Source organism: Xanthobacter pseudotagetidis (assembly GCF_043194795.2).
In the GTDB taxonomy this organism is placed as follows: Bacteria; Pseudomonadota; Alphaproteobacteria; order Rhizobiales; family Xanthobacteraceae; genus Xanthobacter; species Xanthobacter tagetidis_A.
The window spans coordinates 1,731,035-1,752,220 of sequence record NZ_CM195534.1 but is presented as its reverse complement, the minus strand read 5'-3'; the positions used below and the strand labels follow the sequence as shown (position 1 = coordinate 1,752,220).

The following is a 21,186-nucleotide window of genomic DNA, read 5'->3' as shown; positions in this document are numbered from 1 at the left end:
TCGCCACCTTTTGCCTTCGCACCCGGGAGCGGCTTTTTCGTCGCCATCCCGTTAAACCAGCCTGAACGCGCATCCAACCCCCATGGCCGGAGCGGCAGGCTTCCTTTGACTATTCGGAGGACGGTTTCACACCGAGCGCGCCGACGCGCGGCCCGAGGAAGCGCCAAATCCCTCCACCAAAGCTTCCGTGCCGTCGATCGCCGACAGGCGCTCGCGCACGTCGCGGAGCCAAGCGAAATTCTGCTCGCTGGGGTCCTCCCCCAGGCTGCGCTCGGCCTCCCTCAGCTCCCTAGATAGCGCGTGAGCCTTGCGATGCAAGGCCGTGCGCTGATGCCACCAGAGCCGAACATCGGCCGAGGCGGTATCTTTGTAAGCCGGCCAGTCGTGACGGGGATTGGCGAGGGCGCTCACGCGCCGCGCCAGGGCCTCCATGTCGGATTGGCCGAGGCGGGCGGACAGGGCCTCCGGATCGTCGCCCTCCAGGTGCGACTCGACCAGCAGCCGGCGCAGGCGGTCGGCGTCGGGATTGGCGAGCGGCAGGCCCGCCACCTCTTCCGAGGCCTCGTCCAGCAGAAACGGATGGTTGATGAGGCAGAACAGCAGCAACGCCTCGTTGCGCGGCATGGCGGCCATGGGCCCGCGCACCAGGGCGCTCTTGGCGATCTCCGCGCCGCGCGGCACCAGCGGCGCCTCGCGCGGGGCAAAGCGCCCGCCCCGGCCGCCATCGCGGCGCTGGAAGGCGCCCTGCCGGGCCGCTCCGGCCGGCGCGATCAGCGCGCGGAACCGCTCGGACAGGTCCTGCCCGTAATGCTTGCGCACGGTCTCGTCGGCAATCGCGGCGACCACCTCCTTGAGCCGTGCCTCCAGCGCGGCGCGCCGCTCGGGGGTATCGAGGGATGCCGCTTCGCTCTCGCGCGCCCACAGCTCGGCCGCGAGCGGGCGTGCCTGGGCCAGCACCTCGGCCATGGCGTCGGGGCCGGAGCGGCGGATCAGGTCGTCCGGGTCCTGCCCGTCCGGGAGCGTGGCGAAGGAGAGGCTGCGGCCGGCCTTCAGGTGCGGCAGCGCGAGGTCGATGGCCCGGTGGGCGGCCTTGCGGCCGGCCTTGTCGCCATCGAACAGCAGCACCGGCTCGTCGGCCATGCGCCAGAGCAATTGGAGCTGCTCCTCGGTGAGGGCGGTGCCGAGCGGCGCGATCGTGGCACCGAACCCGCCCTCCACCATGGCGATCACGTCCACATAGCCTTCCACCGCGATCACGCGCGCGCCCTTCTGGGCCGCGGCGCGGGCGGAGAAGCCGTTGTAGAGCAGCGAGCCCTTGTGGAAGAGCGTGGTCTCGGGGGAGTTGAGGTATTTGGCGGGAACGTCCTTCTCCAGCGCCCGCCCACCGAACGCCACCACGCGCCCCTTCATGTCGGTGATGGGGAACATCACCCGGTCGCGGAAGCGGTCATAGGGGACGGGGATGTCGTCGCCGGAGATGAGAAGGCCGGTCTCCACCATGTCCTCGACCGACACGCCGAGCTTGCCCAGCGCCTCTTTCAGATGGAATCGGTCCGGGGCGGCATAGCCGAGACGGAAGCGCTGCTGGGTGAGCGGGCCGAGCCCACGGTCGGAAAGATAGCCGCGCGCCTTGGCGCCGGCGCGGGACTGGAGCGTCGCCTCGAAATGGCGGGCGGCCAGCTCCATCACCTCATGGAGGGTGCGCCGCCGCTCCTCCTTGGCCGCTGCCTCGGGACTCGCCTGCGGCACCTGGAGGCCGGCCATGGAGGCGAGCCGCTCCACCGCCTCGCCGAACGGCAGGCCCTCGGTCTCCATCAGGAAGTCGAACACGTCGCCGTGCTTTCCGGACGAGAAGCAGTGATAGAAGCCCTTCTGGTCGTTGACGAAGAAGGACGGCGTCTTCTCGGCGTTGAAGGGCGAGAGGCCGGCGAACTCGCGCCCCTGCTTCTTCAGCTTCACGCGCCGGCCCACCACCTCCGACACCGGGAGGCGGGCACGAATCTCGTCGAGGAACGAGGGCGGGAAGCGCATGGCACCAGTCTAGCACGAGCCGCGGAGCGGGGTTGACAAACTACGTTTGTATATACAACATCGAGTAAAATGACCCTCGCGACCGAGACACAATCCTAGCGTGCGCGCGCCGGGCGCCGAGACTATTCTGCCCCGACTGTGGCGGGGGCGGGGCGATGGACTGGGACACGGTCCTCTTCGAATGGGACGAGGCGAAGCGGCGCTCGAACCTCGACAAGCACGGCGTCGATTTCCGGGATGTCGCCCGGGCCATGCGATCTGGTCCCATCGTAATCTACGACTCGTCACGGAGACAGGAGGAGCACCATGTCGGCATCGTCGAGATCAGCGGCCTCCTCTTCGCGGTCGTCCACACCTGACGGGGCGAAGCGATCCGCATCATCTCCGCCCGACGCGCCCGAAGGCAGGAACAGCGGGCCTGCCATGCGCTATACGGCCGAGGAGCTGGCGCAGCTTCCCTCCGATATCGACTGGGGGCGCCTGCGCGCCATGACCGAGGAGGAGGTCGAGGCGGCGGCCCGCGCCGATCCCGACTGGGAGGGTCTTCTGGACCTGGAAGGATGGACCGCCACCGTGGTGGTGCCGCCGAAGAAGGCGCCGATCTCCATCCGCCTCGACGAGGACGTGCTGGCCTTCTTCAAGGCCTCCGGACCCGGCTACCAGAAACGCATCAACGCCGTGCTGCGCGCCTACATGGACGCCGCCGCCGCGCGCAAAGGCGCGGACGAGGCCTGAGCCCGGAAGCGGGAACAGTCGCGAGCAGCATCCCCGCAATCCACAGGCGGATCGCAGGAGCGCCGCCCCGCCCGGCCGCGGCGCCCGAAGCCGCTTTCCCAGTGGACCCCACGTAAGCCACGCTCTAGCCTGTGATTTCAACCTATCCGGGCTGGGGCGCCATGGACGCGATCATCGATTTCCTCAATACGGTCTTCTGGGGCTATGTGCTGATCTACGGGCTCCTCGCCACCGGCATCTATTTCACGCTCCGGCTCCGGTTCATCCAGATCGTCCACTTCCCCGAGATGCTGCGCTCGGTGCTGCGGGCCAACGAAACCGACAAGTCCGGCATCACGCCGTTCCAGGCGCTGTGCACCTCGCTCGCCTCCCGTGTCGGCACCGGCAACATCGCCGGCGTCGCGGTGGCCCTGGCATTGGGTGGCCCCGGCGCCATCTTCTGGATGTGGATGGTGGCCTGCGTCGGCATGGCGACCGCCTTCGCCGAGAGCACGCTCGCCCAGCTCTACAAGGTGAAGGACGACCAGGGACGCTATCGCGGCGGCCCCGCCTTCTACATCTCCGCCGGGCTGAAGGCGCCGTGGGCGGGCGCCATCTTCTCGGTCTGCCTGATCCTGTCGTTCGGCTTGGTGTTCAACGCGGTGCAGGCCAATTCCATCGCCGACGCCATGGAGGGCGCCTTCGGCCTGCCCAAGCTCGCCACCGGACTCGCGGTCGCGGCGCTCTCGGGCGTCATCATCTTCGGCGGCATCGCCGCCATCGCCCGCACGGCCGAGATCATCGTGCCGTTCATGGCGGCGGCCTATGTGGGCCTCGCCCTCTATGCCCTCGTCATGCACATCGGCGAGGTGCCCGGCATGCTCGCGCTGATCGTGCGCAGCGCCTTCGGCTTCGAGCCGGCGACCGGCGGCATCGCCGGCTCGGTGGCGGCGGCCATGCTCAATGGCGTGAAGCGCGGCCTGTTCTCCAACGAGGCCGGCATGGGCAGCGCCCCCAACATCGCCGCCGTGGCGACGCCGGACCCGCACCACCCGGTGAGCCAGGGCTTCGTGCAGTCGCTCGGCGTGTTCATCGACACCATCGTGATCTGCACCGCCACCGCCCTGCTGATCCTGCTCTCGGGCGTGTTCCAGCAGAACACCGGCCTCACCGGCACCCAGCTCACCCAGGCGGCGCTGGAGGTGCATATCGGCTGGGCCGGGCGCTACTTCGTGGCGGTGGCGATCTTCTTCTTCGCCTTCACATCCATCATCGGCAACTACTCCTATGCCGAGGGCGCGCTGGTGTTCCTCGGCCACGGACACACGGCCGGCATCGTGGTGCTGCGCCTCGCTCTGCTCGCCATGGTGGTGTGGGGATCGCTGCAGAGCGTCGGCACCGTGTTCAACGCGGCGGACGCCTCCATGGGCCTGATGGCCTCCATCAACCTCGTCGCCATCGTCCTCCTGTCGGGCGTGGTGGCGCGGCTGACGCGGGACTATCTGCAGAAGCGCAAGGCGGGCAAGGAGCCCATGTTCCTCGCCTCGGAAATGCCGGACCTCACCGAGGGCGTCGACAAGAGCATATGGAGCCGCCGCTGACCGCGGCGCCACAGGGGCCGCTCACCCGGCGGTGAGCTGCTCCTTGACCCACTGGGAGGCCTTGCCGAAGTCGATGGCGCCGGCGAAGCGCTCCTTCAGCACCGCCATGGTGCGGCCCATGTCCTTGATGCCGGCGGCGCCGATCTCGGCGATCACCTTGCCGATCTCGGCCTTGGTGTCGGCCTCCGACAGCTGGGCCGGCAGGAAGGCCTTGATGTAGCCGATCTCCTCGCGCTCCTGCGCGGCGAGCTCGGGGCGGCCGCCCTCGTCATAGATCTTCGCGCTCTCGTCGCGCTGCTTGATCATCTTGGCGAGCAGCGCGCGCAGCTCGTCGTCGGTCAGCGGGTCCTTGCCGTGACCGCGCTGCTCGATGTCGCGGTCCTTGAGGGCCGCGTTGATGAGGCGGAGCGTGGAGGTGCGCCGCTTGTCCTGCGCCTTGAGCGCCTCTTTCAGCGCGGCGTTGATGTCGTCACGAAGCACGTGGAAACCTCTGTCGAATGGGAATGAATCGAGCCGGCATCTGAGCTTCCGGCGAAAAGGCGCCTGGCTGCCGCGCCGGGCGTCCGGCCAAGGCCTCAGATGCCCCCGTGCGGCGCGCACCGCGCCCTCTCCCGAACTCATGGTGCCGCCCGGCGGGATCGGGATGCCTCGCTATCCGGCGCCCTGCGCCCGTCGCACACCCCTTTGACCCCGCCGCGGCCGATGACTATGTAAGCGTCCCATGACCCTCGAACAAGTCCATTCCGGCTGGGCGGAGCCCACCCCTACGGCCGTGCTGGTGCTCGCCGACGGCACCGTGCTCTACGGTCACGGCATCGGCGCGGAGAGCCAGCTCGCCGGCGAGGTGTGCTTCAACACCGCCATCACCGGCTATGAGGAGATCCTCACCGATCCCTCCTATGCCGGGCAGATCATCACCTTCACCTTCCCGCACATCGGCAATGTGGGGACCAACGAAGAGGACATCGAGACGGTCTCCATGGCCGCCTCGTCCGGCGTGCGCGGCGTGGTGCTGCGCACCGACGTCACCCAGCCGTCGAACTACCGCGCCACGCGCCATCTCGACCAGTGGCTGAAGGCGCGCGGCATTCCCGGCATCACCGGCATCGACACGCGCGCGCTGACGGCGCTGATCCGCGACAAGGGCATGCCCAACGCGGTCATCGCCCACCGCGCCGACGGCGTGTTCGACATCGAGGCGCTGAAGGCCGAGGCGCGCCAGTGGCCCGGCTTGGAAGGCATGGACCTCGTGCCCGGCGTCACCGCGCCCCAGCGCTACGGCTGGGACGAGACGCCATGGGAATGGGGCGCCGGCTACGGCCGCAGGGATGACGGCAAATTCCACGTGGTGGCCATCGACTACGGCGTGAAGCGCAACATCCTGCGCCTTCTGGCCGGGGCCGGATGCAAGATCACCGTGGTGCCCGCCACCACGCCGGCCGAGGACATCCTGGCGCTCAAGCCGGACGGGGTCTTCCTCTCCAACGGCCCGGGCGATCCGGCGGCGACCGGGGACTATGCGGTGCCGGTGATCCGCGCGCTGATCGAGAAGGACGTGCCCACCTTCGGCATCTGCCTCGGCCACCAGATGATCGGCCTCGCCGTCGGCGGGCGTACCCTGAAGATGCACCAGGGCCACCACGGCGCCAATCATCCGGTGAAGGACCTGACCACGGGCAAGGTGGAGATCACCTCCATGAACCACGGCTTCGCCGTGGACCGCGAGACCCTGCCGGCGAACGCGGTGGAGACCCACGTCTCCCTGTTCGACGGCTCGAACGCCGGCATCGCCCTGTCGGACAAGCCGGTGTTCTCGGTGCAGTACCACCCCGAGGCGAGCCCCGGCCCGCGCGACAGCCACTATCTCTTCGACCGGTTCGTGGAGATGATGGGCAAGCACAAGGCGGCGTAAGGGGCGGCGGCTTAGCGCCCCCACCTCCTCTGTCATGCCCGGGCTTGTCCCGGGCATCCACGCGGTCTCGTTTGCCCTTGACCGCCTGCCTTTGACCGCCTGCCCTTGACCGCAAGTGGGCTCCCAGCCGCAGGGCGTGGATGGCCGGGCTTGTCCCGCCACGACGACTCGGCTGCGCTCAAGCTCATCGCGCCGAGGATGTCCGCAGAGGCCGTCGCTGGCAGCGGGCGAATCACGGTGCTCGGGCGCCACGGGACGCGCCGCCCCTCCCCCTTCAGCTCGTCACCACCGAGGTCCACCCTCCCTCGTCGGTGAGGCAGGCGGCGCCGCGGGCGATCTGGGGGCGGTTGCCGATATAGATGGTGTGGGAGTAGTCGCGGCAGCTCTTGTAGCCGGGGCGCACATAGGCCGGGCCGGCGATCACCGTGCCGCGCGTGCCGTCCTCGCCCTTCCAGCCGATCGGATAGCCGGGGCTGCCATTCTCCAGCGCCGCGATCTCGGCCTCGTAGGCGCGCTGGCGGTCGGCCGGCGCGAGGCCATTGCCCACCGTGCCGCCGATGAGGCCACCCGAGACCGCGCCGCTCATCACCGGCGCCATGGGCAGCGCCACGCTGGCCGTCGATGTTCCGAGCCCGCTGCCCGGAGTGGTGGCGCAGCCCGCGAGCAGCGCCGAGAGCGCCAGCGCGGCGAGCGGGCCGGAAGGGGCGACCAGACGCAGAACCATCGGACGGAACGAGCCTTCAGCGGACGAAGCCGGTGCCGCGCGGAGCGCGCGGAGGCCGGTCCTTCGTACATAAGGCCTGGCGTCGCCGGAGGGAAGGCTGTCGGCAAGCGGCGGGGGCGTTCCGCTCCGAAAGGACGGGCGGGCAGGCTCAGGCGGCGGGCAGAACCAGCTCGCAGCGCAGGCCGCCGATGGGCGCCGCGCCGAGGTCGAAGCGCCCGCCATAGAGGGTCGCGAGCTCCTGCACGATCGACAGGCCGAGCCCCGAGCCGGGCTTCGATTCGTCGAGGCGCCGGCCGCGCCGCCCCACATCCGCGCGGCGCGCGGGATCAAGGCCCGGCCCGTCGTCGTCGATGATGACGTGGAAGAACACCCGGTCGGACACGGAGCGGCCGCGGCCGATGCAGACCTCCACCTCGACCCGGGTGCTGGCCCACTTGCAGGCATTGTCGATGAGGTTGCCCACCATCTCCTCGATGTCCTGCCGCTCGCCGCGGAAGCGCACGTCGTCCACCACCTTCACGTCGATGGCGATGTCCCGCGCGCGGTTGATCTTCTCCATGGTGCGGGCGAGGGAGGTCACGACCGGCGTCACCTCGCACAGGCCCGCCACCACCGAGACGCGCGCCGCCATGCGGGCGCGCTCCAGGTGGTGGGCCACCTGGTCGCGCATCACGCCGGCCTGGTCGCGCACCAGCACGGCGAGCGGATCGTCGCGGGTGCCGGCCTCGTTCATCAGCACGGAGAGCGGGGTCTTCAGCGCGTGGGCGAGGTTGCCCACATGGGTGCGCGCGCGCTCGACGATCTCGCGGTTGGCGTCCACCAGCATGTTCACTTCCCGGACCAGGGGCGCGATCTCCTCCGGGTAGGCGCCGTCGAGGCGCTCGGTCTTGCCGGAGCGCACCGCTGCGAGCGCCTGCGAGATGCGCGCCAGCGGCCTGAGGCCGTAGCGCACCTGGATCAGCACCACCACGAGGAAGGCGATGGCGAGCACCACCAGCGTGCCCACAAGGACGAGGTTGAAGGCGGATATCTCCTCCTCCAGCTCGGAGGACACCGCCGCCACCGACACCACGAACCGCTCGTCCTTGCCGAGATCGAGGTCACGCTCGACCGCGCGCAGGGTCTCGCCGAGCGGCCCGGCGGCATAGCCCTGGCGCATGCGGCCGGGCGGCGCCTCGACGCCCATCTCGGAGAGGATCGGCAGCATGCCCGATGGCAGCGAGGGGGAGGTCCGGTGGTCCTGCGGGCCGCCGCCCACCTTGGCCACCTGCCAGTACCAGCCGGAATTGGGAAACAGGAACAGCGGGTCGGCCATGGCCTGGGGCTGGGGCAACTGGCCCGGCGCCGCATTGGCCAGCTCGGCGACGATGGTCTTGAGGTAGATGTCGAGCCGGCGGTCGAACGAGCGCTCCGCCGCGTTGCGATAGAGGCCGGAGAGTACCAGCCCGACCAGGGTCAGCACCACCAGCATGATGGCGATGGCCGAGAGCATGAGGCGGACCGCGAGCGAGCCCGGCTTGGCCTCGTCGGTCATGGAACCCGCGCCCCCGCCCGGACCGCGCGTCGCGCCGGCTCACGCCTCATCGGGCGCCACCAGGAGATAGCCGAGGCCGCGCACGGTCTGGATCACCTCGCAGTCGAGCTTCTTGCGCAGGCGCCCGACGAACACCTCGATGGTGTTGGAATCGCGGTCGAAGTCCTGGTCGTAGAGATGCTCCACCAGCTCCGCGCGGGAGACCACGCGCCCGGAATGGTGCATCAGGTACGACAGCAGCCGATATTCATGCGACGTGAGCTTGACCGGATTGCCCTCGACGGAGACGCGCCCCGAGCGGGTGTCGAGCCGCACCGGCCCGCAGGTCAGTTCGCTGGAGGCGTGGCCGGTGGCGCGGCGCAGCAGCGCCCGCAGGCGCGCCAGCACCTCCTCCATGTGGAAGGGCTTGGCGACGTAGTCGTCGGCGCCGGCGTCGAAGCCCTGGACCTTGTCGCTCCAGCGGTCGCGCGCCGTGAGCATGAGCACCGGCATGGCCTTGCCCGCCCGGCGCCAGCTCTCCAGCACCGAAAGGCCGTCCATCTTGGGCAGGCCGATGTCGAGCACCACCGCATCGTAGGGCTCGCTCTCGCCGAGATAGTGCCCCTCCTCGCCGTCGAAGGCTCGATCCACCGCATAGCCCGCGTCGGCGAGGGCCTCCACGAGCTGGCGATTGAGATCGGGATCGTCCTCGATGACGAGCAGACGCACAGGCCCTCCAGGCGCGACGGGTTGCGGACAGGTTGCGGGTAAGGCGCGAAAACGATTGCCCTGCCACAATGCCAGAGCAGAGCCGCAATGTCAGCGTCCCGCGACGCGGCCATTTCGCCGGAGGCCCGGCGGGCGGCCGGACGCGGGCCTCACCACCGGCACAGCTTCCTGCCGACGGCGTTGTGCGCCTTGGCCTGGCGGATGGTCTCGTCGGTGTCCGACCTCGACCAGAGCACCGGCCGCGCGCCGCGGCAGAACACGTCAGTCCCGCCGGAACCCGTCGTCGTCGCGCAGGCGCTCAGGGTCAGAATTGCGGCGGTCAGCGTCAGCGCGCGCGCGCTCCGCCAGCTGAACGGATCGGTCGGCATCGGCTTGCTCCTTGGCCTTCTGCTGGGCGGCGCCGCGGCGGACGCCGAGATGGTGGATGGCGACAGCCGCCGTGCCGGCGAGCCAGGCCAAGGCCGGCCTGAGGCCGAGCGTGGACCAGAGCGTCGCGAAGCCGGCGGCGCCGGCGGCGAGGATGAGGGCGAGCACGGCGTCGCCGCCGCACAGGACCGTGGCGATCAGGCTCACCAGCGCCGCGCCGGCCGGCATCGCCCAGCCGAGCGCCAGCGCCGCCGTCCACCTGGCGCCCAGGAATGCCAGCAGCGCGCTCATGCCGGCACCGCCTCGGCGGGCGTTCCGGCGCCGCCCAGCTCGGGCGCCTTGAGATCGAGCGCGTCGAGGAGCTCGGCGGCCCTGGCCTTCGCCCATTCGCGGTAGACGAAGCCGAGCACGCCCACCAGCGCGCCCGCCACCATCAGGAGAACCAGGAGGCCGGCGGCCGTGGCGCTCTTGTCGGCCAGCGGAGTGACGCCGTCGACGGCGACGCCGATGCCCGTGGTCACGACGCCGCCCGAAGCCAGCGCATCGCCGATGGCCTTCGGCGGTGGCGCCTTGGCGCTGGAGGCATAGGCCTTGCCGCTCGCCGTGGCGGTCGGCATGGGCAGGTCCTGGGAGCCCGTGGCGAGTGCGAGGGCGAGCCGGCGCACCTCCTCCACCCGCCTGCCCCACCCCTTGCCGAACACCGGCCAGGTCCTCAGCGCCTTCAGCATGGCGAGGCGCCGCGCCTGGATGCCAGCGACGACGGCGTCATGATCTTCCGCCCGCTCCATGGCGGCGAGCGTTGCCGGGCCGAGCACGCCGTCCGCCGGGATGCCCAGCGCCCGCTGCAGCCATTTCGTGGCCTGGGCGGGGCCCGAGTTCACCGCGCCGTCGAACACCGCGTAGTCGATGCCGGCGGGCAGCCGGTCGCCCTGGATCAGATCCCAGTAGCGCTTGCGGTAAATCTCCTGCAGCTCGGCCTCGGTGATCTGCCGCACGTCGCGCACGCTCGCGCCCTTGGCGCGGCGGTAGTCGTCATAGACCCGCTTGATGACGCCCTTCATGGTGGGGCCGCCGGGATCGGACGGATGATTGGAATAGCCGCCCTCGTGCACCAGCACGGCGGCAAGGGCGGGCCTGAAGTTCTCGCGCATGGGATCGAGCCTCATCTGGAGTATTGGGGACGGCGCCGCCGCGAAATGGTGCGGCGGATGGCGTTTCATCCCTCGAATTGGGGAAGCGGCGCGGCCGGGGTCCGCGCTACGAAGGCAGCGGCACCAATGATGCCGGTCAGGAGCGATCGGCCGGCCGAAGGCACCCCGCACCTTCGGCCGGTCGCTCGTTTCCCGGGATGTGGGCGAGGCGGCCGCGCCGTCAGGCGAACACGCAGTCCGGCGTCTGCGGAAACACCCGCGCCGCGCCGAAATCCGGGATCAGCCCTTCCGGTCCGCGCCACAGCACGTTGACGTGGAAGCCCGCCACGGGCGCCATCACCGGCTCCGGACCGGAGCCGGTGTCAGTGGTCGCGCCGGTGGGACGGAAGATGGCGCCGTCCGCGCCCACGAGCGCGATGTCATAGCGATGACCCTGATAGGCGCCGCAGGACGGCCATCGCGGCGCCCCGTCCGGCCCGGCGACGGTGCCCGAGCCGTAGAGCGCGAAGGCCGCACGCGCCGCCTCCCGGTCGGCGAAGCGCAGGAAGACCGTCTCGCTCATAGCCACCCCCGCGCCTGCGCCGCCAGCCCGGCGCCGGAGCCGCGCGCGGCCCACGCCACCAGTTCGTCGATCTCCAGCGCACAACCGGCAGGCAGGCCGGCCGAGCCGCCGAGGAAGATGTCCGTGCGCGCGCGGTCGAGCCCGGCCGCGTCGGACACCGCCGCCGCCCCGTTGACCGCGCCGGCGCGCCCCGCGCCGTCCCAGCCGATGGCGGCGCCGATCTCCCCCGGCAGCACCGCGCCCAGGGAAAGCGCCGCCGCGCTCGATCCGTCGAGGCGCAGCTCGGCCGGCGTCGTGCCGCCGCGCAGCAGCGCGTATCCGGACGGCAGGCCGACCAGCGGCTGCGACGCTTCGGCCGCGCGCACCCGGCCGCGCCACGCGAGCGAGGCAGCCGCGCCCTGGAGCGGGGCCGCGGCGGCGGGGGTGAGCTGCACCACGTCGGCGATGCGCGCGACCGCCGACGCCGCGGTCGGGATGTAGGAGGTGGCGATGGCGCCGGCCTCCGCCTGGGCGCCCCACGCGAACAGCGTCTGCGCCGGCAGCGGGGGCGCCTGCGCAGGATCGCGCCCGTCCCGCCCGATGCAGAAATAGACGGTGCTGCCGTAGCCCGGCGTCGTGAAGGTGAGGCTGAACCGCTGCCACTGCGTCGTGAGCATGCAGGGCGCCGCGTAGGTCTGCGAGAGGTCGGCCGTGGAGAGGATGAGATAGGTCATCTCGCCGCCGCCGAGGCCGCGCAGCCAGCACGAAAACGTATAGGTCCCGCTCGAAAGCCCGACCCGCGACGCGTAGATGTAGCCAAAGCTCGACGCGCCGACGACCGCATTGGCCGGATAGTCCAGGCGCGCCGCGCCCAGGCTGCCGTCGGGCGCGATGTCGGCCGCCCCGGTGCGCGCGGGCCGCAGCGCCACGGGGCTGGGAACCGACCACAGGTGCATTTCGCCCGAGCGGACCAGCAGGTTGGTCGCCGGTCCCTCGACGAGGAGCCGGGGCCGCCCCGAGCGCCAGGTGAAGGCCGGCGCGTCGGCCGGCGAGATGGCGATGGTGCCGTCGGCCGCGACGATCCGCTTCGCGGCGCCCGACACGGCGAGGATGTCGGACACCGGGGCGACCGCGCCGGCGCGCGCCCAGCGGCCGCGCGCGAAGTCCGCCACCAGGATGGGCGCGGCGCCGTCGAGGCGATAGGCGTAGCCGTGGAAGAAGGGCGCCCGGCGGCGCGCGTTCACCGTATCGAGCCCGAGCCCCGGGCCGAGATGAGACATCACGCGGCCCTCCCCTCGCGAGACGCCGGCCGGCGCGGGTGACGCCCGCCGGCGCAGCGCCGGAGGGCGGGAAGATGGATCATGGATCGCTCCTCGGCAGGCAGATGGACGGCACGGCACGCGGGGCAGGCAAGCGAGGCAGGCAAGCGGCCGCCTCAGCCCTCGACCAGCGCATAGACATGCACCCCCTCCGAGGTCCCGGTGGCCCAGACCCGGCGCACCTGGCACGGGGGCAGCGGCTGCAGGCCGGGCAACGCACGGATGTCCACGCTCTCGCCGTCGCCGGCGCCCACCGGCGTGACGCGCACCGTGCCGACGCCGCCCGCCACGTCCTCCGGAACGAACGCCCACAGCGCCTTGGCGTAGACGGAAAGGTCCGCTTCGTCGGCCGGCGCCACCTCGGCGAGGTGCCGGGTGGGCGAGGTCAGCGAGGCGGCATGGCCGCGCATGGGGTCGCGGGCGGGATCGTAGGGCATGGGGCTCTCCTCGAGACGGGGATCAGGCGCCGGCCACCGGGCAGGCGAGGACATGGATGGCGAGGCGCACGACGCCGGCCGTGAAGGCGGCGCCATTGGCGGTGAGGCGGACCGGCGTCGGCGCATAGAAGGCGGTGGGGCCGATGACGCCGGCATTGGTGGAGCCGGCCGCCGCCCCCAGCGAGCCGCCGAACTTCGACGGCTCCCCGGCGATGCCGCAGTCATAGGAGGCGGCTCCCGTGACCGCCTCCAGCGTGCGCGTGGTCACGCCGAGCACGATGGCGCGGTCGGGGATGGCGATCGCGCTCTCCACATGGGCGCCGGAGAGGGCGATGTCCTCCTCCAGCACCCGCGCCTCGATGGCGGCGCGGTTGGCGCTCGCGGCGAGCGGCGAGACGAAGGCCGCGCCGTCGAACAGCGCGAGCCGGCCCTCGTCCTTCACGAAGGCGAGGAATCCGGGCGCGAGCGGGAGGAAGTCGAACGCCCCCGCCTCGAAGGCGGCGAGCTGCCCCTCGTGCCCGGCGAAGGCGCCGCCTGCGCCGGGCGGCACAAACCAGCGCGCGCCCTCCCCTGGGGTGAGCGGCGGAGCGGTGGCGGTGACGCTTTCCAGCACCAGCTGGACGAAGGCGTCGAGGCGGCGCAGGGACTCGTTGTGGGTCACGTGCTTCTGCGCCTGCGCCGCCGCGAGATAAGGCAGCGCCAGGTTGGCCGTGCAGTCGGTCGCCATGAGCGATCCTCGTTTGATCGGGAAGGAAAGGTCAGCCGACGGGCAGCGTCAGCAGCCGCGCCGCGCCCGCGCCGACGGCGCTGGAAAGCTGGGCGATGCGCACCGCGAGCATCGCCTGCGGGCCGCCGAAATCGGCCGCCTCGTCGGCGGCGGGATAAAGCAGCGACGGCGCGTCGGTCTCGAACGTCCGCGCCACCGCCGCGCCGTCGAGGATCTCCACGCGGTAGGCCTCGCGCGCCTCGCCGAGCGGCACCTCCACCTGGTCCCAGCCGTCGCCCTCGGTGCGGGTGCGGCGGATGAAGGCGAGCGCGATCCCCGCCGGCGTGCGGCGCGCCTGCGCATGCACGGGGAAGAGCGGGCGCAGCGCGGTGCCATCCACCGTGCCGGCGATCTCGCTCGCCTCCTCGTCGCCCTGGTCGCCGCGCGCCGGGCCGACGCGGTAGATGAAGGAGCGGCCCAGCAAGGAGAGCTCCGAGGCCACCGGCTCGACGCGCCCGTCGAGCTTCACGAGGCGGGTGCCGGCGGGCCAGGGCTCGGCGCCGGCGAGCTCGGTGCCGGCGCGCCCGCGCAGCAGGCCGGAGAGGCGGAACACGCCGTCCTCCAGCAGCTCGGCTTCGGTGAACTGGATGATCTCGCAGTCGCGCCCCTCGGCGAACAGCGCGGCGAGGTTGGCGCCGCCGAGCACCTGCGCCTCGCTCGCCGAGACGAGGTCGGCGGCGGCGGCGACCCGCACCGCGTTGAAGCGGTCGAAGCGCCAGAGCGGCCCCCGCGGCAGCGGGTCGAGCAGCGTGGCGAACAGCGCCGGCGAGGTGAGCGCGGCGACGGCCTCGAAGCTCGCCCCGTCGCCGGAGCGCCACACCGCGAGCGTGCCCGGCCAGGGCGCGGCGGCGGCGGCGAGATATTGCAGCGGCACCGGCTCCGCCGCGCTCTCCGTGGGCAAGGAGAGCAGCGCCACGGCCGGCGGCCCCGAGGGCGGCGGCAGCGCGACCGTTCCCTCCTCCGCCGGCGGCAGCGCGGCGTCGAACACCTCCGGGTCGATGGCGCGGGCGGTCACGGCGCGCGCCCCCGCCTCCTCCACGCGCGTGATCTCAAGAAGCCGCTCCCGCCCGTCGAGGACGAGCCGTACCAGGTCGCCCGGCACCAATGCGAGGCGCGAGGGCGGCAGGGTGAAGGCGGCGCTCTCGCGGCCGGTCCACAGGTCCTGGAGCCAGACATCGGCGGCGCGCGCCATGGTCGCGGTCTCGGCCACCACGGCGAGGTCCGCCTCCACCTCGTGGCGGCTCGCGCCCACGAGCCGGCGCGAGGCGATGCTGACGCGGCGGTAGTCGCGGTGCGCGTCCACGAAGCCGAGCCGCACCGCAGCCGGCAGCTCGCTCTCCTGCGCGCGGGTGAAGGCGATGAGCGGGCCGTCCTCGCTGCGCACCAGGTCGTCCGCGCCGATCGTCACCGGCTCCGCGCGCCCGCGCGGCCGGAAGGCGATCCCGGCCCCCTCCTCGATGGCGTCGAAGCCGAAGGCGCGCGCCAGCGGCTCGATGGCGGCGCGCGCGCTCATGGGGCGCTCCACCACATAGCCGTCCACCGCCCCCGGCAGGGTGGAGGCGTCGACATCGTCGATCCCGTAGTCCGCGCACAGGGCGCCGACGAGGCCGTCGAGCGGCGCGCCGCCGAGGCGGCCGTTGAGCCAGTGGCCGGTGCGCCAGTTGTCGCCGTCCGCCCACACCCCGCGCGCCAGCGGGAACTGGGGATAGGGCCGCGCGTCGAAGGTCCACAGGAAGGTGCAGCCTTCCTCCACCATCCGCCCCTCATAGAATTCGGCGGCGGGATTGTCGGCAAGGCTCGCGCCCGCCGCCGGCTCGAAGGTGGAGAGGATCGCCGCGAGCGCCCGGCGCTGGATGAGGTCGTCGCGGGCGCCGGTGGAGAAGGGCGGCAGCGCATTCTCGGAGGATTTCGCGTCCGGGAACACGCTCGGCCGGTTCGGCCCCTTGTCCACCGCCGGGCAGCCGGCCTCCATGAGGCGGATCGGCTTGGCGCCGGGCACGAAGGCGGTGGGCGCGGCATGCCGCACGCCGCCGGTGCACTCGAAATGGGCGTTGGCCCAGAACGACCAGATGTCCTTCTGGCGGAACACCCACGGCTCGCCATGGGCGCCGTCGGTGATCGCCGCGCGCTCCTGGGCGAGGCGAGCGGCCGCGTCGGCGTAGTACCAGTCGTAGCCCTCGCCGGCGCGCAGATTGGCCTTGAGATAGGCCACCTCGTGCGGCGAGCGGGCGAGCGCGGCGTCGAGATGGTCCGAGCCCTCGCGCCAGTCGGCCATGGGCGGATAGTAGTCGATGCCGACGAAGTCCACCGCGGGCGAGGCCCACACCGCGTCGAGCGGAAAGCGCACGTCGCCGCCGTCGAGGACCTGGGCGCCGTACTCGCTCCAGTTGGCGGCGTAGGAGACGCGCGTATCGGCGCCCACCACGGCCTTCACCTCGGCCGCGAGGTCGGCCAGCGCCTCGGCCGCCGGGAAGGCGCCGGTGTCATCCCGCAGGCGGGTGAGGGCCTCGAATTCCGAGCCGACCAGGATCGCCTCCACCCCGCCCGCCGCCACGGCGAGATGCGCGTAGTGCAGCGCCATGCGCCGGAGCGACCATTCCGCCGGGCCGGAATAGAGCACGAGGTCGCCGAGGCGGGTGAAATGGTGCCCCTGCGCCGACCCGAACAGCGCCGACACCTGCGCCGCGCAGGCGGCGGTGCCGTCCGCGCTGCCCTCCCGCCCCGGCGCGGGATCGCAGGCGATGCGCCCGCGCCAGGGATGGGCCGGCTGGGATGCGGCGCCGGTCCACGGGTCGGGCAGCGTGTTGCCGGCCGGGATGTCCATCATCAGGAACGGGTTGAGCGTGACCTTGATGCCCTCCTGCCTCAACCGGCGGATGGCGCGCAGCACGCTGCCGTCCGCGGGCGTGCCGCCATAGGCCGCCCGGCCCCCGAAGCGCGACACTTCGGGCACCGAGAGGCGCGTGTCGCCGCCCACCGTCCAGGCCACCGGCGTGGTGATCTTGATGAGGCGCTCGCTCTTCGGCCGCACGGAGCAGTGGCCGGCGCGCAGGTCGTCGCCGAACCAGGAGACGACGAGGCTCACCCGTTCGAGATTGGGGCAGGCGCACAGCAGTTGCTCCAGCGCCGCCTCGAAGTCGCTCTGGTGGGTGGTGACGTGGCGCGATTCCGGCAGGAACACCGCCTCCCCCACTTGCTGGCGCACGGTGAGCGGGTCGTAGCCGAACTCGGTCGCGCCGGGGATCAGGGTGACGGCGCGGATGTCCTTTTCCAGCGCCCCCACGGGGCGCTCCACCTCGGCGGTGATCTGGGGGATGCGGTTGCCGAAGTCGGTGAGCTCCAGGTTCTGGAACACGAGATAGGCGACGCCACCATAGGCCGGCGTGCCCTTGGCGCCCTGCCTGGCGGCGATCCAGCTGTCGGGAGCCTGGTCCTCGGCGCCGAGATGGGTGCGGATGAACAGGCGGCGCTCGTCCAGCGGCTTGCCGTCGGCCCAGATGCGGCCGATGCGCGCCACCGGCCCCTCGCAGAAGGCGACCGCGAAATTGGCGTAATAGGTGTAGGTGGTGACCTTGGGCGCCAGCGAGCCGCCCTTGCCGGCGACGCTCTGGGTCTCCTCGCGCCGGATCTCCGTGAGCCGGGTGGCCCAGATCACCTGGCCGGGCAGCCGCGCGCGGCCGTAGAGCCGGGCGACGGGCGCGCCCTCGGTGGAGGCCATCACGTCGAGGTCGGACAGGCGCGGCCCCTCGGCCTTGGGCGCGCGGGCGCCGCCGAGCAGCGTCTGGTCGAGCGCGGCGCCGCCGAGCGCGCCGAGCGCCCGCCCCGCCACCGCCCCGAGCGGACCGAAGAGCGCGCCGCCGATCAGGGAGCCGGCCGCGCCGAGGAGCAGGGTCGCCATGGATGGTGTCCTTGGGTTGGTCTCAGGTGGAGCAGGCGCCTTGCGTCACGGCCGCCGGCGGTCCGGGCGCACAAGACCTCTCCCGCGTACAGGGGAGGGTTGGGAGGGGGCACGGCCGGGAACGACGCCGAGCCCAGCGGCAAGCGCCGCCCGGCCCTGCGGCCGCCCCCACCCCTGCCCTCCCCCGCCTGCGAGACCTCTGCGAAACATCGCGTCACGGCTGGGATTGAGCGTTTGGCGTGTTCCGAGGGTGTTGCGCACCGAAGCGATGGGAGTGCGCGGACGCTTCGGGCGAGCGCCTGTGGCGCTCAGGCGGCCTTGCCGGTCAGGGTCCTGAGGTTGAAGGCGATGAGCATCAGGTCCAGGTGGAAGGCGTTGGCGAGAAGGCCGGTGTAGCGCATCCGCCCCAGGCCGTAGCGCCCCTTGAGCTGGGAGAAGGTGCGCTCGACGCCGGAGCGCACCCGGCCGATCAGCGTGTTGCGCACCGCCTGCCAGCGGGGCAGCCCCTTCTGGTGCTTGTTCCGGCGGTGCTGGATGCGGTCCTTGATGCCCTGCGCCTTCAGGGCCTGCCGCCGCGCCTTCTTCTCGTAGGCCTTGTCGGCATAGACCGCCCGTTCGTCGCCCAGGATCAGGCGATCGGCGACCTCGCTCTCATACACCTTGGCCGGGGTCAGGACCCGGCTTCTCACCAGGCCAGAGGTCTGGTCCACACCGATATGGACCTTGTAGCCGAAGAACAGGGTGCGCGCCGCCCCCCGCCGGGTCCAGTTCGCGTCCGGGTCCTGCGGCGAGCGGCTTTCCTGCTCCCGCGGCGTGGAGCGGGAGGGCGGCGGGCGCACCGCGCTCTGCACCAGGGTGGCGTCGATCAGGGTGCCGGTCTTGAGCACGAAGCCCGCCGCTTCCAGCTGGCGCAGCACCTCGCAGAACAGCGCCTCGCCCAGGCCCGCCTGCTTCAACGCGTTGCGAAACCGGCACAGCGTCGTCTCGTCGGGGGTGGCGGCATCCAAGGCGAGGCCGCAGAAGCGACGGAACGACACCCGGTCCAGCAGGGCTTCCTCCAGGCCCGGATCGGACAGGCCGTACCATTGCTGCAGCAGCAGCGCCTTGAACATCGACAGCGGGCTGTACGGCGGACGCCCGGTCTCGCCGGGCCGCACCGCCACCACCAGCGCCTCGATCCGCGTCCAGTCGAGCAGACCGCTGATCCGCTCGAGCCGCGCATTGCGCCCAAACCCCGCAGGCAACAATGCGTCAAGGAAGCTCTGTTGATCCATCACCGCATCCCCCTCACACGCAGTGAATCACAACCCAAAGCTCACGTCATTTCGCAGAGGTCTCGCAAGCGGGAGAGGGGGCGCGAACGGTGAGGGCGGCGCCTGGCTCTTGGGTTCGTCCCCGACGGGCCGCCGCGCTTTCAGCCCGCCACCCCCGGGAAGGCGAAGGCGAAGGCGCAGCGCCGGGTCCACCAGCGGCCGAGATGGCTTTCGCACACCGCCGCGCCGTCATAGGCGTGGATCATCATCCCGCCCTCGCCCACCGCGCCCGCCGAGAGGATCGCCGCGTGCTTCGCCGGCAGGTGGGCGCGAAAGCGGAACAGCAGCACGTCGCCCGGCCGCGCGGCATCGAGCGGCACCGCGACGAGGCGGCGGAAGGCGGTGTCGGCCAGCGTCTCGCGCCGGCCCGCCTCGGCCCAGTCGGGGGCATAGGGCGGCAGCGGCTCGGGCTCCGGGCCGACGAGCGCGCGCCACACCCCGCGCACGAGGCCGAGGCAGTCGGTGCCCTCGCCCTTCACCGAGGCGCGGTGGCGATAGGGCGTGCCGAGCCAGGCCCGCGCCTCCGCCAGGATGGCGCCGCGATCGAGCGCCGCGCTCACGACAAGAGCCCGCCGTCGTATCCGCCCTCGCCGGGCACCGCGACGGTGATGACGAAGTCGTTGCCCGGCATGTGCGGGAAGCCGCGGAAATTGAGCGCGTTGGCGAAGCGGTCGCGGCAGGTGGCGAAGGCCTTGTCGCAGCCCGCGGTGAGCTGGACGCCGTCGCCCGCCGCCACCGCGAAGGGCGGCCGCTGCCACAGGCGGATCACCGCGTCATCGCCCTCCACGAGATGCGACTTCACCTCGGTGGCGAAGCCCGCATTGGCACCCGAGGCGAAGACGGCGCGGCCGCGCGCGAAGGTCGCCGCCGCGAAGCCGGAAAGACCGGTGAGCACGAGCCGCGATCCGTCCGCGCCGGCCACGGTGGCGAGCGCGGAATGAGCGGGCGCGCCGAGGTCGACGCCGCAGCGGTGATCGCCGAGGTCCGCGTCGCAGCGGGAGGAATAGAGCCGCCCGCGCGCCTCGCCCAGCGCGTCGGCGCGCGAGCGCACCTCGGCGGTGAAGACCCCGTCGGCGCTGCGCACCTCGCCGATGGTGCCGCTGCGCAAGAGCAGGAACGTCTCGGGCGCGGACCAGTCTACCAGCAGCAGCTCGACGCGGGCGCCGTCATAGCGGCCGACGGCCAGCTCGTCGGCGTCGAGGGCGTCGGACGAAAGGGCGCCGGAGAGCTCGGCGCCGGTGACGGCGAGGCCCTGCGCGAGGGTGCTCTCGCTGGCGCGGATGCCGGAGGCCGCGCGCATGAGCGTGCCATCCACCACGAGGTCGCGGTCGTGGTCGGTGAAGCCCAGGACCGTGCCGTCGCGGCGGGTGATGCGGAAGGCGTGGCACAGGGTGGTCACGCCCTCCGCGAGGCGCGCGGCAAGGGCGGCGGGAAGCGCTCTCATGACGGCCTCACGGACGGATCTCGATGACGGGGATGCGGGGGATGTCGCCGGCCGCGAAGGCGGAGAGGTTCACCTCCAGGAAGTCGGTGTCGAAGCGCGCCGGAACGTCGAACAGGAACCCCGCCGTGACCGCCGCGCCGTCGCCCGGAGCGGCCTCCTCCGCGAAGGTGAGAAGGCCGCTCGCGGGGTCCACCGCGAACGCCGCAGGCGCCGCCTCGACGCCGTCGACGGCGACCCGCACGGTGCCCGCCACGGGCTTGCCGATGGGCCGCGCATACGGCGCGTGGAATGCGCCGTAGGTCTTCACCAGCGGGAAGGCGCGGCGCGCGCCGTCGCCGATGCCGAGGAGCTGGTCGAGCGGGCTCGGCGCGGTTCCCGGAAGGTCGGAGGAATGGTCGAGCCGATCGCGCCAGCGGAAGCCGTGAAGGCGTCCGCGGCGCTCCTCGAAGAAGGCCACCACCTGGCTCAGCGCGGCGAGCGTGCGGACACCGAATCCGGCGTCCCATCGGCGCCGCGAATCAGCCTGCCGCGTGTTGCGCTCCTCGCGTCCGGAGGCGGTCGTGATCACCTCCGTGACGCGCTCCGGACCGCCCGAAGCGCCCAGCGCCACGTCGATCGGGAAGAGAACCTCGTGAAATCCGCCCATGAGAGGCCTCCAATCCCCAATTCTTAAGGCAAATCAATAAAAAGCCGCTTGACATAGTTTAAGGGCACGCCTTGACTTTCA

20 protein-coding genes are annotated in these 21,186 nt (G+C 71.9%); 4 read left to right on the top strand and 16 right to left on the bottom strand.

Annotated elements, in window-relative coordinates:
- Nucleotides 1-126: 126 nt before the first annotated feature.
- On the bottom strand, nucleotides 127-2,031 hold the full coding sequence (gene dnaG, locus V5F67_RS08105) for a DNA primase (RefSeq protein WP_394021319.1): 1,905 nt from the start codon (nucleotides 2,029-2,031) through the stop codon (nucleotides 127-129).
- A 155-nt stretch (nucleotides 2,032-2,186) separates the two neighbouring features.
- On the opposite strand from dnaG, the gene V5F67_RS08100 reads away from it, so the two are divergent.
- From V5F67_RS08100 to V5F67_RS08090, 3 genes are all read left to right on the top strand, one after another.
- Nucleotides 2,187-2,390 carry a BrnT family toxin gene (locus V5F67_RS08100; RefSeq protein ID WP_394021320.1) on the top strand — a complete coding sequence of 68 codons (204 nt, stop codon included), beginning with the start codon at nucleotides 2,187-2,189 and terminating at the stop codon, nucleotides 2,388-2,390.
- A gap of 64 nt (nucleotides 2,391-2,454) precedes the next feature.
- On the top strand, nucleotides 2,455-2,766 hold the full coding sequence (locus V5F67_RS08095; protein WP_394021321.1) for a BrnA antitoxin family protein: 312 nt from the start codon (nucleotides 2,455-2,457) through the stop codon (nucleotides 2,764-2,766).
- A gap of 161 nt (nucleotides 2,767-2,927) precedes the next feature.
- Nucleotides 2,928-4,346: an alanine/glycine:cation symporter family protein gene (locus tag V5F67_RS08090; protein WP_394021322.1), complete on the top strand. Its 1,419-nt coding sequence runs from the start codon at nucleotides 2,928-2,930 to the stop codon at nucleotides 4,344-4,346.
- A 21-nt stretch (nucleotides 4,347-4,367) separates the two neighbouring features.
- Here V5F67_RS08090 and V5F67_RS08085 read toward each other — a convergent pair whose 3' ends face one another.
- On the bottom strand, nucleotides 4,368-4,826 hold the full coding sequence (locus V5F67_RS08085; protein ID WP_394021323.1) for a GatB/YqeY domain-containing protein: 459 nt from the start codon (nucleotides 4,824-4,826) through the stop codon (nucleotides 4,368-4,370).
- Between the two features lie 241 nt (nucleotides 4,827-5,067).
- Between V5F67_RS08085 and carA the strand changes: the two genes are divergently transcribed.
- Nucleotides 5,068-6,258 (top strand): glutamine-hydrolyzing carbamoyl-phosphate synthase small subunit, encoded by a 1,191-nt coding sequence (gene carA / locus V5F67_RS08080; protein ID WP_394021324.1) that lies wholly within the window; start codon nucleotides 5,068-5,070, stop codon nucleotides 6,256-6,258.
- Nucleotides 6,259-6,532: 274 nt separating this feature from the next.
- Here the strand turns inward: carA and V5F67_RS08075 are convergent, their stop codons facing one another.
- The 14 genes from V5F67_RS08075 to V5F67_RS08010 all read right to left on the bottom strand — a co-directional run bounded on the left by V5F67_RS08075 (nucleotide 6,533) and on the right by V5F67_RS08010 (nucleotide 21,105).
- Nucleotides 6,533-6,982 carry a hypothetical protein gene (locus V5F67_RS08075; RefSeq protein WP_394021325.1) on the bottom strand — a complete coding sequence of 150 codons (450 nt, stop codon included), beginning with the start codon at nucleotides 6,980-6,982 and terminating at the stop codon, nucleotides 6,533-6,535.
- 148 nt (nucleotides 6,983-7,130) lie between these two features.
- A complete protein-coding gene (locus tag V5F67_RS08070; RefSeq protein WP_394021326.1) occupies nucleotides 7,131-8,516 on the bottom strand; it encodes an ATP-binding protein in 1,386 nt (461 codons plus the stop codon).
- 39 nt (nucleotides 8,517-8,555) lie between these two features.
- On the bottom strand, nucleotides 8,556-9,224 hold the full coding sequence (locus tag V5F67_RS08065) for a response regulator transcription factor (RefSeq protein ID WP_394021327.1): 669 nt from the start codon (nucleotides 9,222-9,224) through the stop codon (nucleotides 8,556-8,558).
- Nucleotides 9,225-9,485: 261 nt separating this feature from the next.
- The gene (locus V5F67_RS08060; RefSeq protein ID WP_394021328.1) at nucleotides 9,486-9,881 is read right to left on the bottom strand and encodes a hypothetical protein; all 396 of its coding nucleotides are present in this window, start codon (nucleotides 9,879-9,881) and stop codon (nucleotides 9,486-9,488) included.
- A complete protein-coding gene (locus V5F67_RS08055; RefSeq protein ID WP_394021329.1) occupies nucleotides 9,878-10,756 on the bottom strand; it encodes a glycoside hydrolase family 108 protein in 879 nt (292 codons plus the stop codon). The genes V5F67_RS08060 and V5F67_RS08055 overlap by 4 nt, the downstream gene beginning before the upstream one ends.
- A gap of 205 nt (nucleotides 10,757-10,961) precedes the next feature.
- Complete coding sequence (locus V5F67_RS08050) at nucleotides 10,962-11,303, bottom strand: hypothetical protein (protein ID WP_394021330.1); 342 nt, start codon at nucleotides 11,301-11,303, stop codon at nucleotides 10,962-10,964.
- Nucleotides 11,300-12,562, bottom strand: coding sequence for a phage head spike fiber domain-containing protein (locus V5F67_RS08045; protein WP_394021331.1), 1,263 nt, complete (start codon nucleotides 12,560-12,562; stop codon nucleotides 11,300-11,302). Before V5F67_RS08045 ends, V5F67_RS08050 begins: the two co-directional genes overlap by 4 nt.
- A gap of 155 nt (nucleotides 12,563-12,717) precedes the next feature.
- Nucleotides 12,718-13,038, bottom strand: coding sequence for a spike base protein, RCAP_Rcc01079 family (locus tag V5F67_RS08040; protein WP_394021332.1), 321 nt, complete (start codon nucleotides 13,036-13,038; stop codon nucleotides 12,718-12,720).
- Between the two features lie 22 nt (nucleotides 13,039-13,060).
- Nucleotides 13,061-13,765: a DUF2793 domain-containing protein gene (locus V5F67_RS08035; RefSeq protein ID WP_394021333.1), complete on the bottom strand. Its 705-nt coding sequence runs from the start codon at nucleotides 13,763-13,765 to the stop codon at nucleotides 13,061-13,063.
- A gap of 31 nt (nucleotides 13,766-13,796) precedes the next feature.
- On the bottom strand, nucleotides 13,797-17,702 hold the full coding sequence (locus V5F67_RS08030) for a baseplate multidomain protein megatron (RefSeq protein ID WP_394021334.1): 3,906 nt from the start codon (nucleotides 17,700-17,702) through the stop codon (nucleotides 13,797-13,799).
- A 308-nt stretch (nucleotides 17,703-18,010) separates the two neighbouring features.
- Nucleotides 18,011-18,976, bottom strand: coding sequence for an IS5 family transposase (locus V5F67_RS08025; protein WP_509210583.1), 966 nt, complete (start codon nucleotides 18,974-18,976; stop codon nucleotides 18,011-18,013).
- Between the two features lie 140 nt (nucleotides 18,977-19,116).
- Nucleotides 19,117-19,575 (bottom strand): NlpC/P60 family protein, encoded by a 459-nt coding sequence (locus V5F67_RS08020; RefSeq protein WP_509210638.1) that lies wholly within the window; start codon nucleotides 19,573-19,575, stop codon nucleotides 19,117-19,119.
- Nucleotides 19,572-20,459 carry a phage/gene transfer agent baseplate hub protein gene (locus tag V5F67_RS08015; RefSeq protein ID WP_509210637.1) on the bottom strand — a complete coding sequence of 296 codons (888 nt, stop codon included), beginning with the start codon at nucleotides 20,457-20,459 and terminating at the stop codon, nucleotides 19,572-19,574. The genes V5F67_RS08020 and V5F67_RS08015 overlap by 4 nt, the downstream gene beginning before the upstream one ends.
- Nucleotides 20,460-20,466: 7 nt before the next feature.
- The gene (locus V5F67_RS08010; RefSeq protein WP_509210636.1) at nucleotides 20,467-21,105 is read right to left on the bottom strand and encodes a phage distal tail protein, Rcc01695 family; all 639 of its coding nucleotides are present in this window, start codon (nucleotides 21,103-21,105) and stop codon (nucleotides 20,467-20,469) included.
- Between the last annotated feature and the right edge of the window lie 81 nt (nucleotides 21,106-21,186).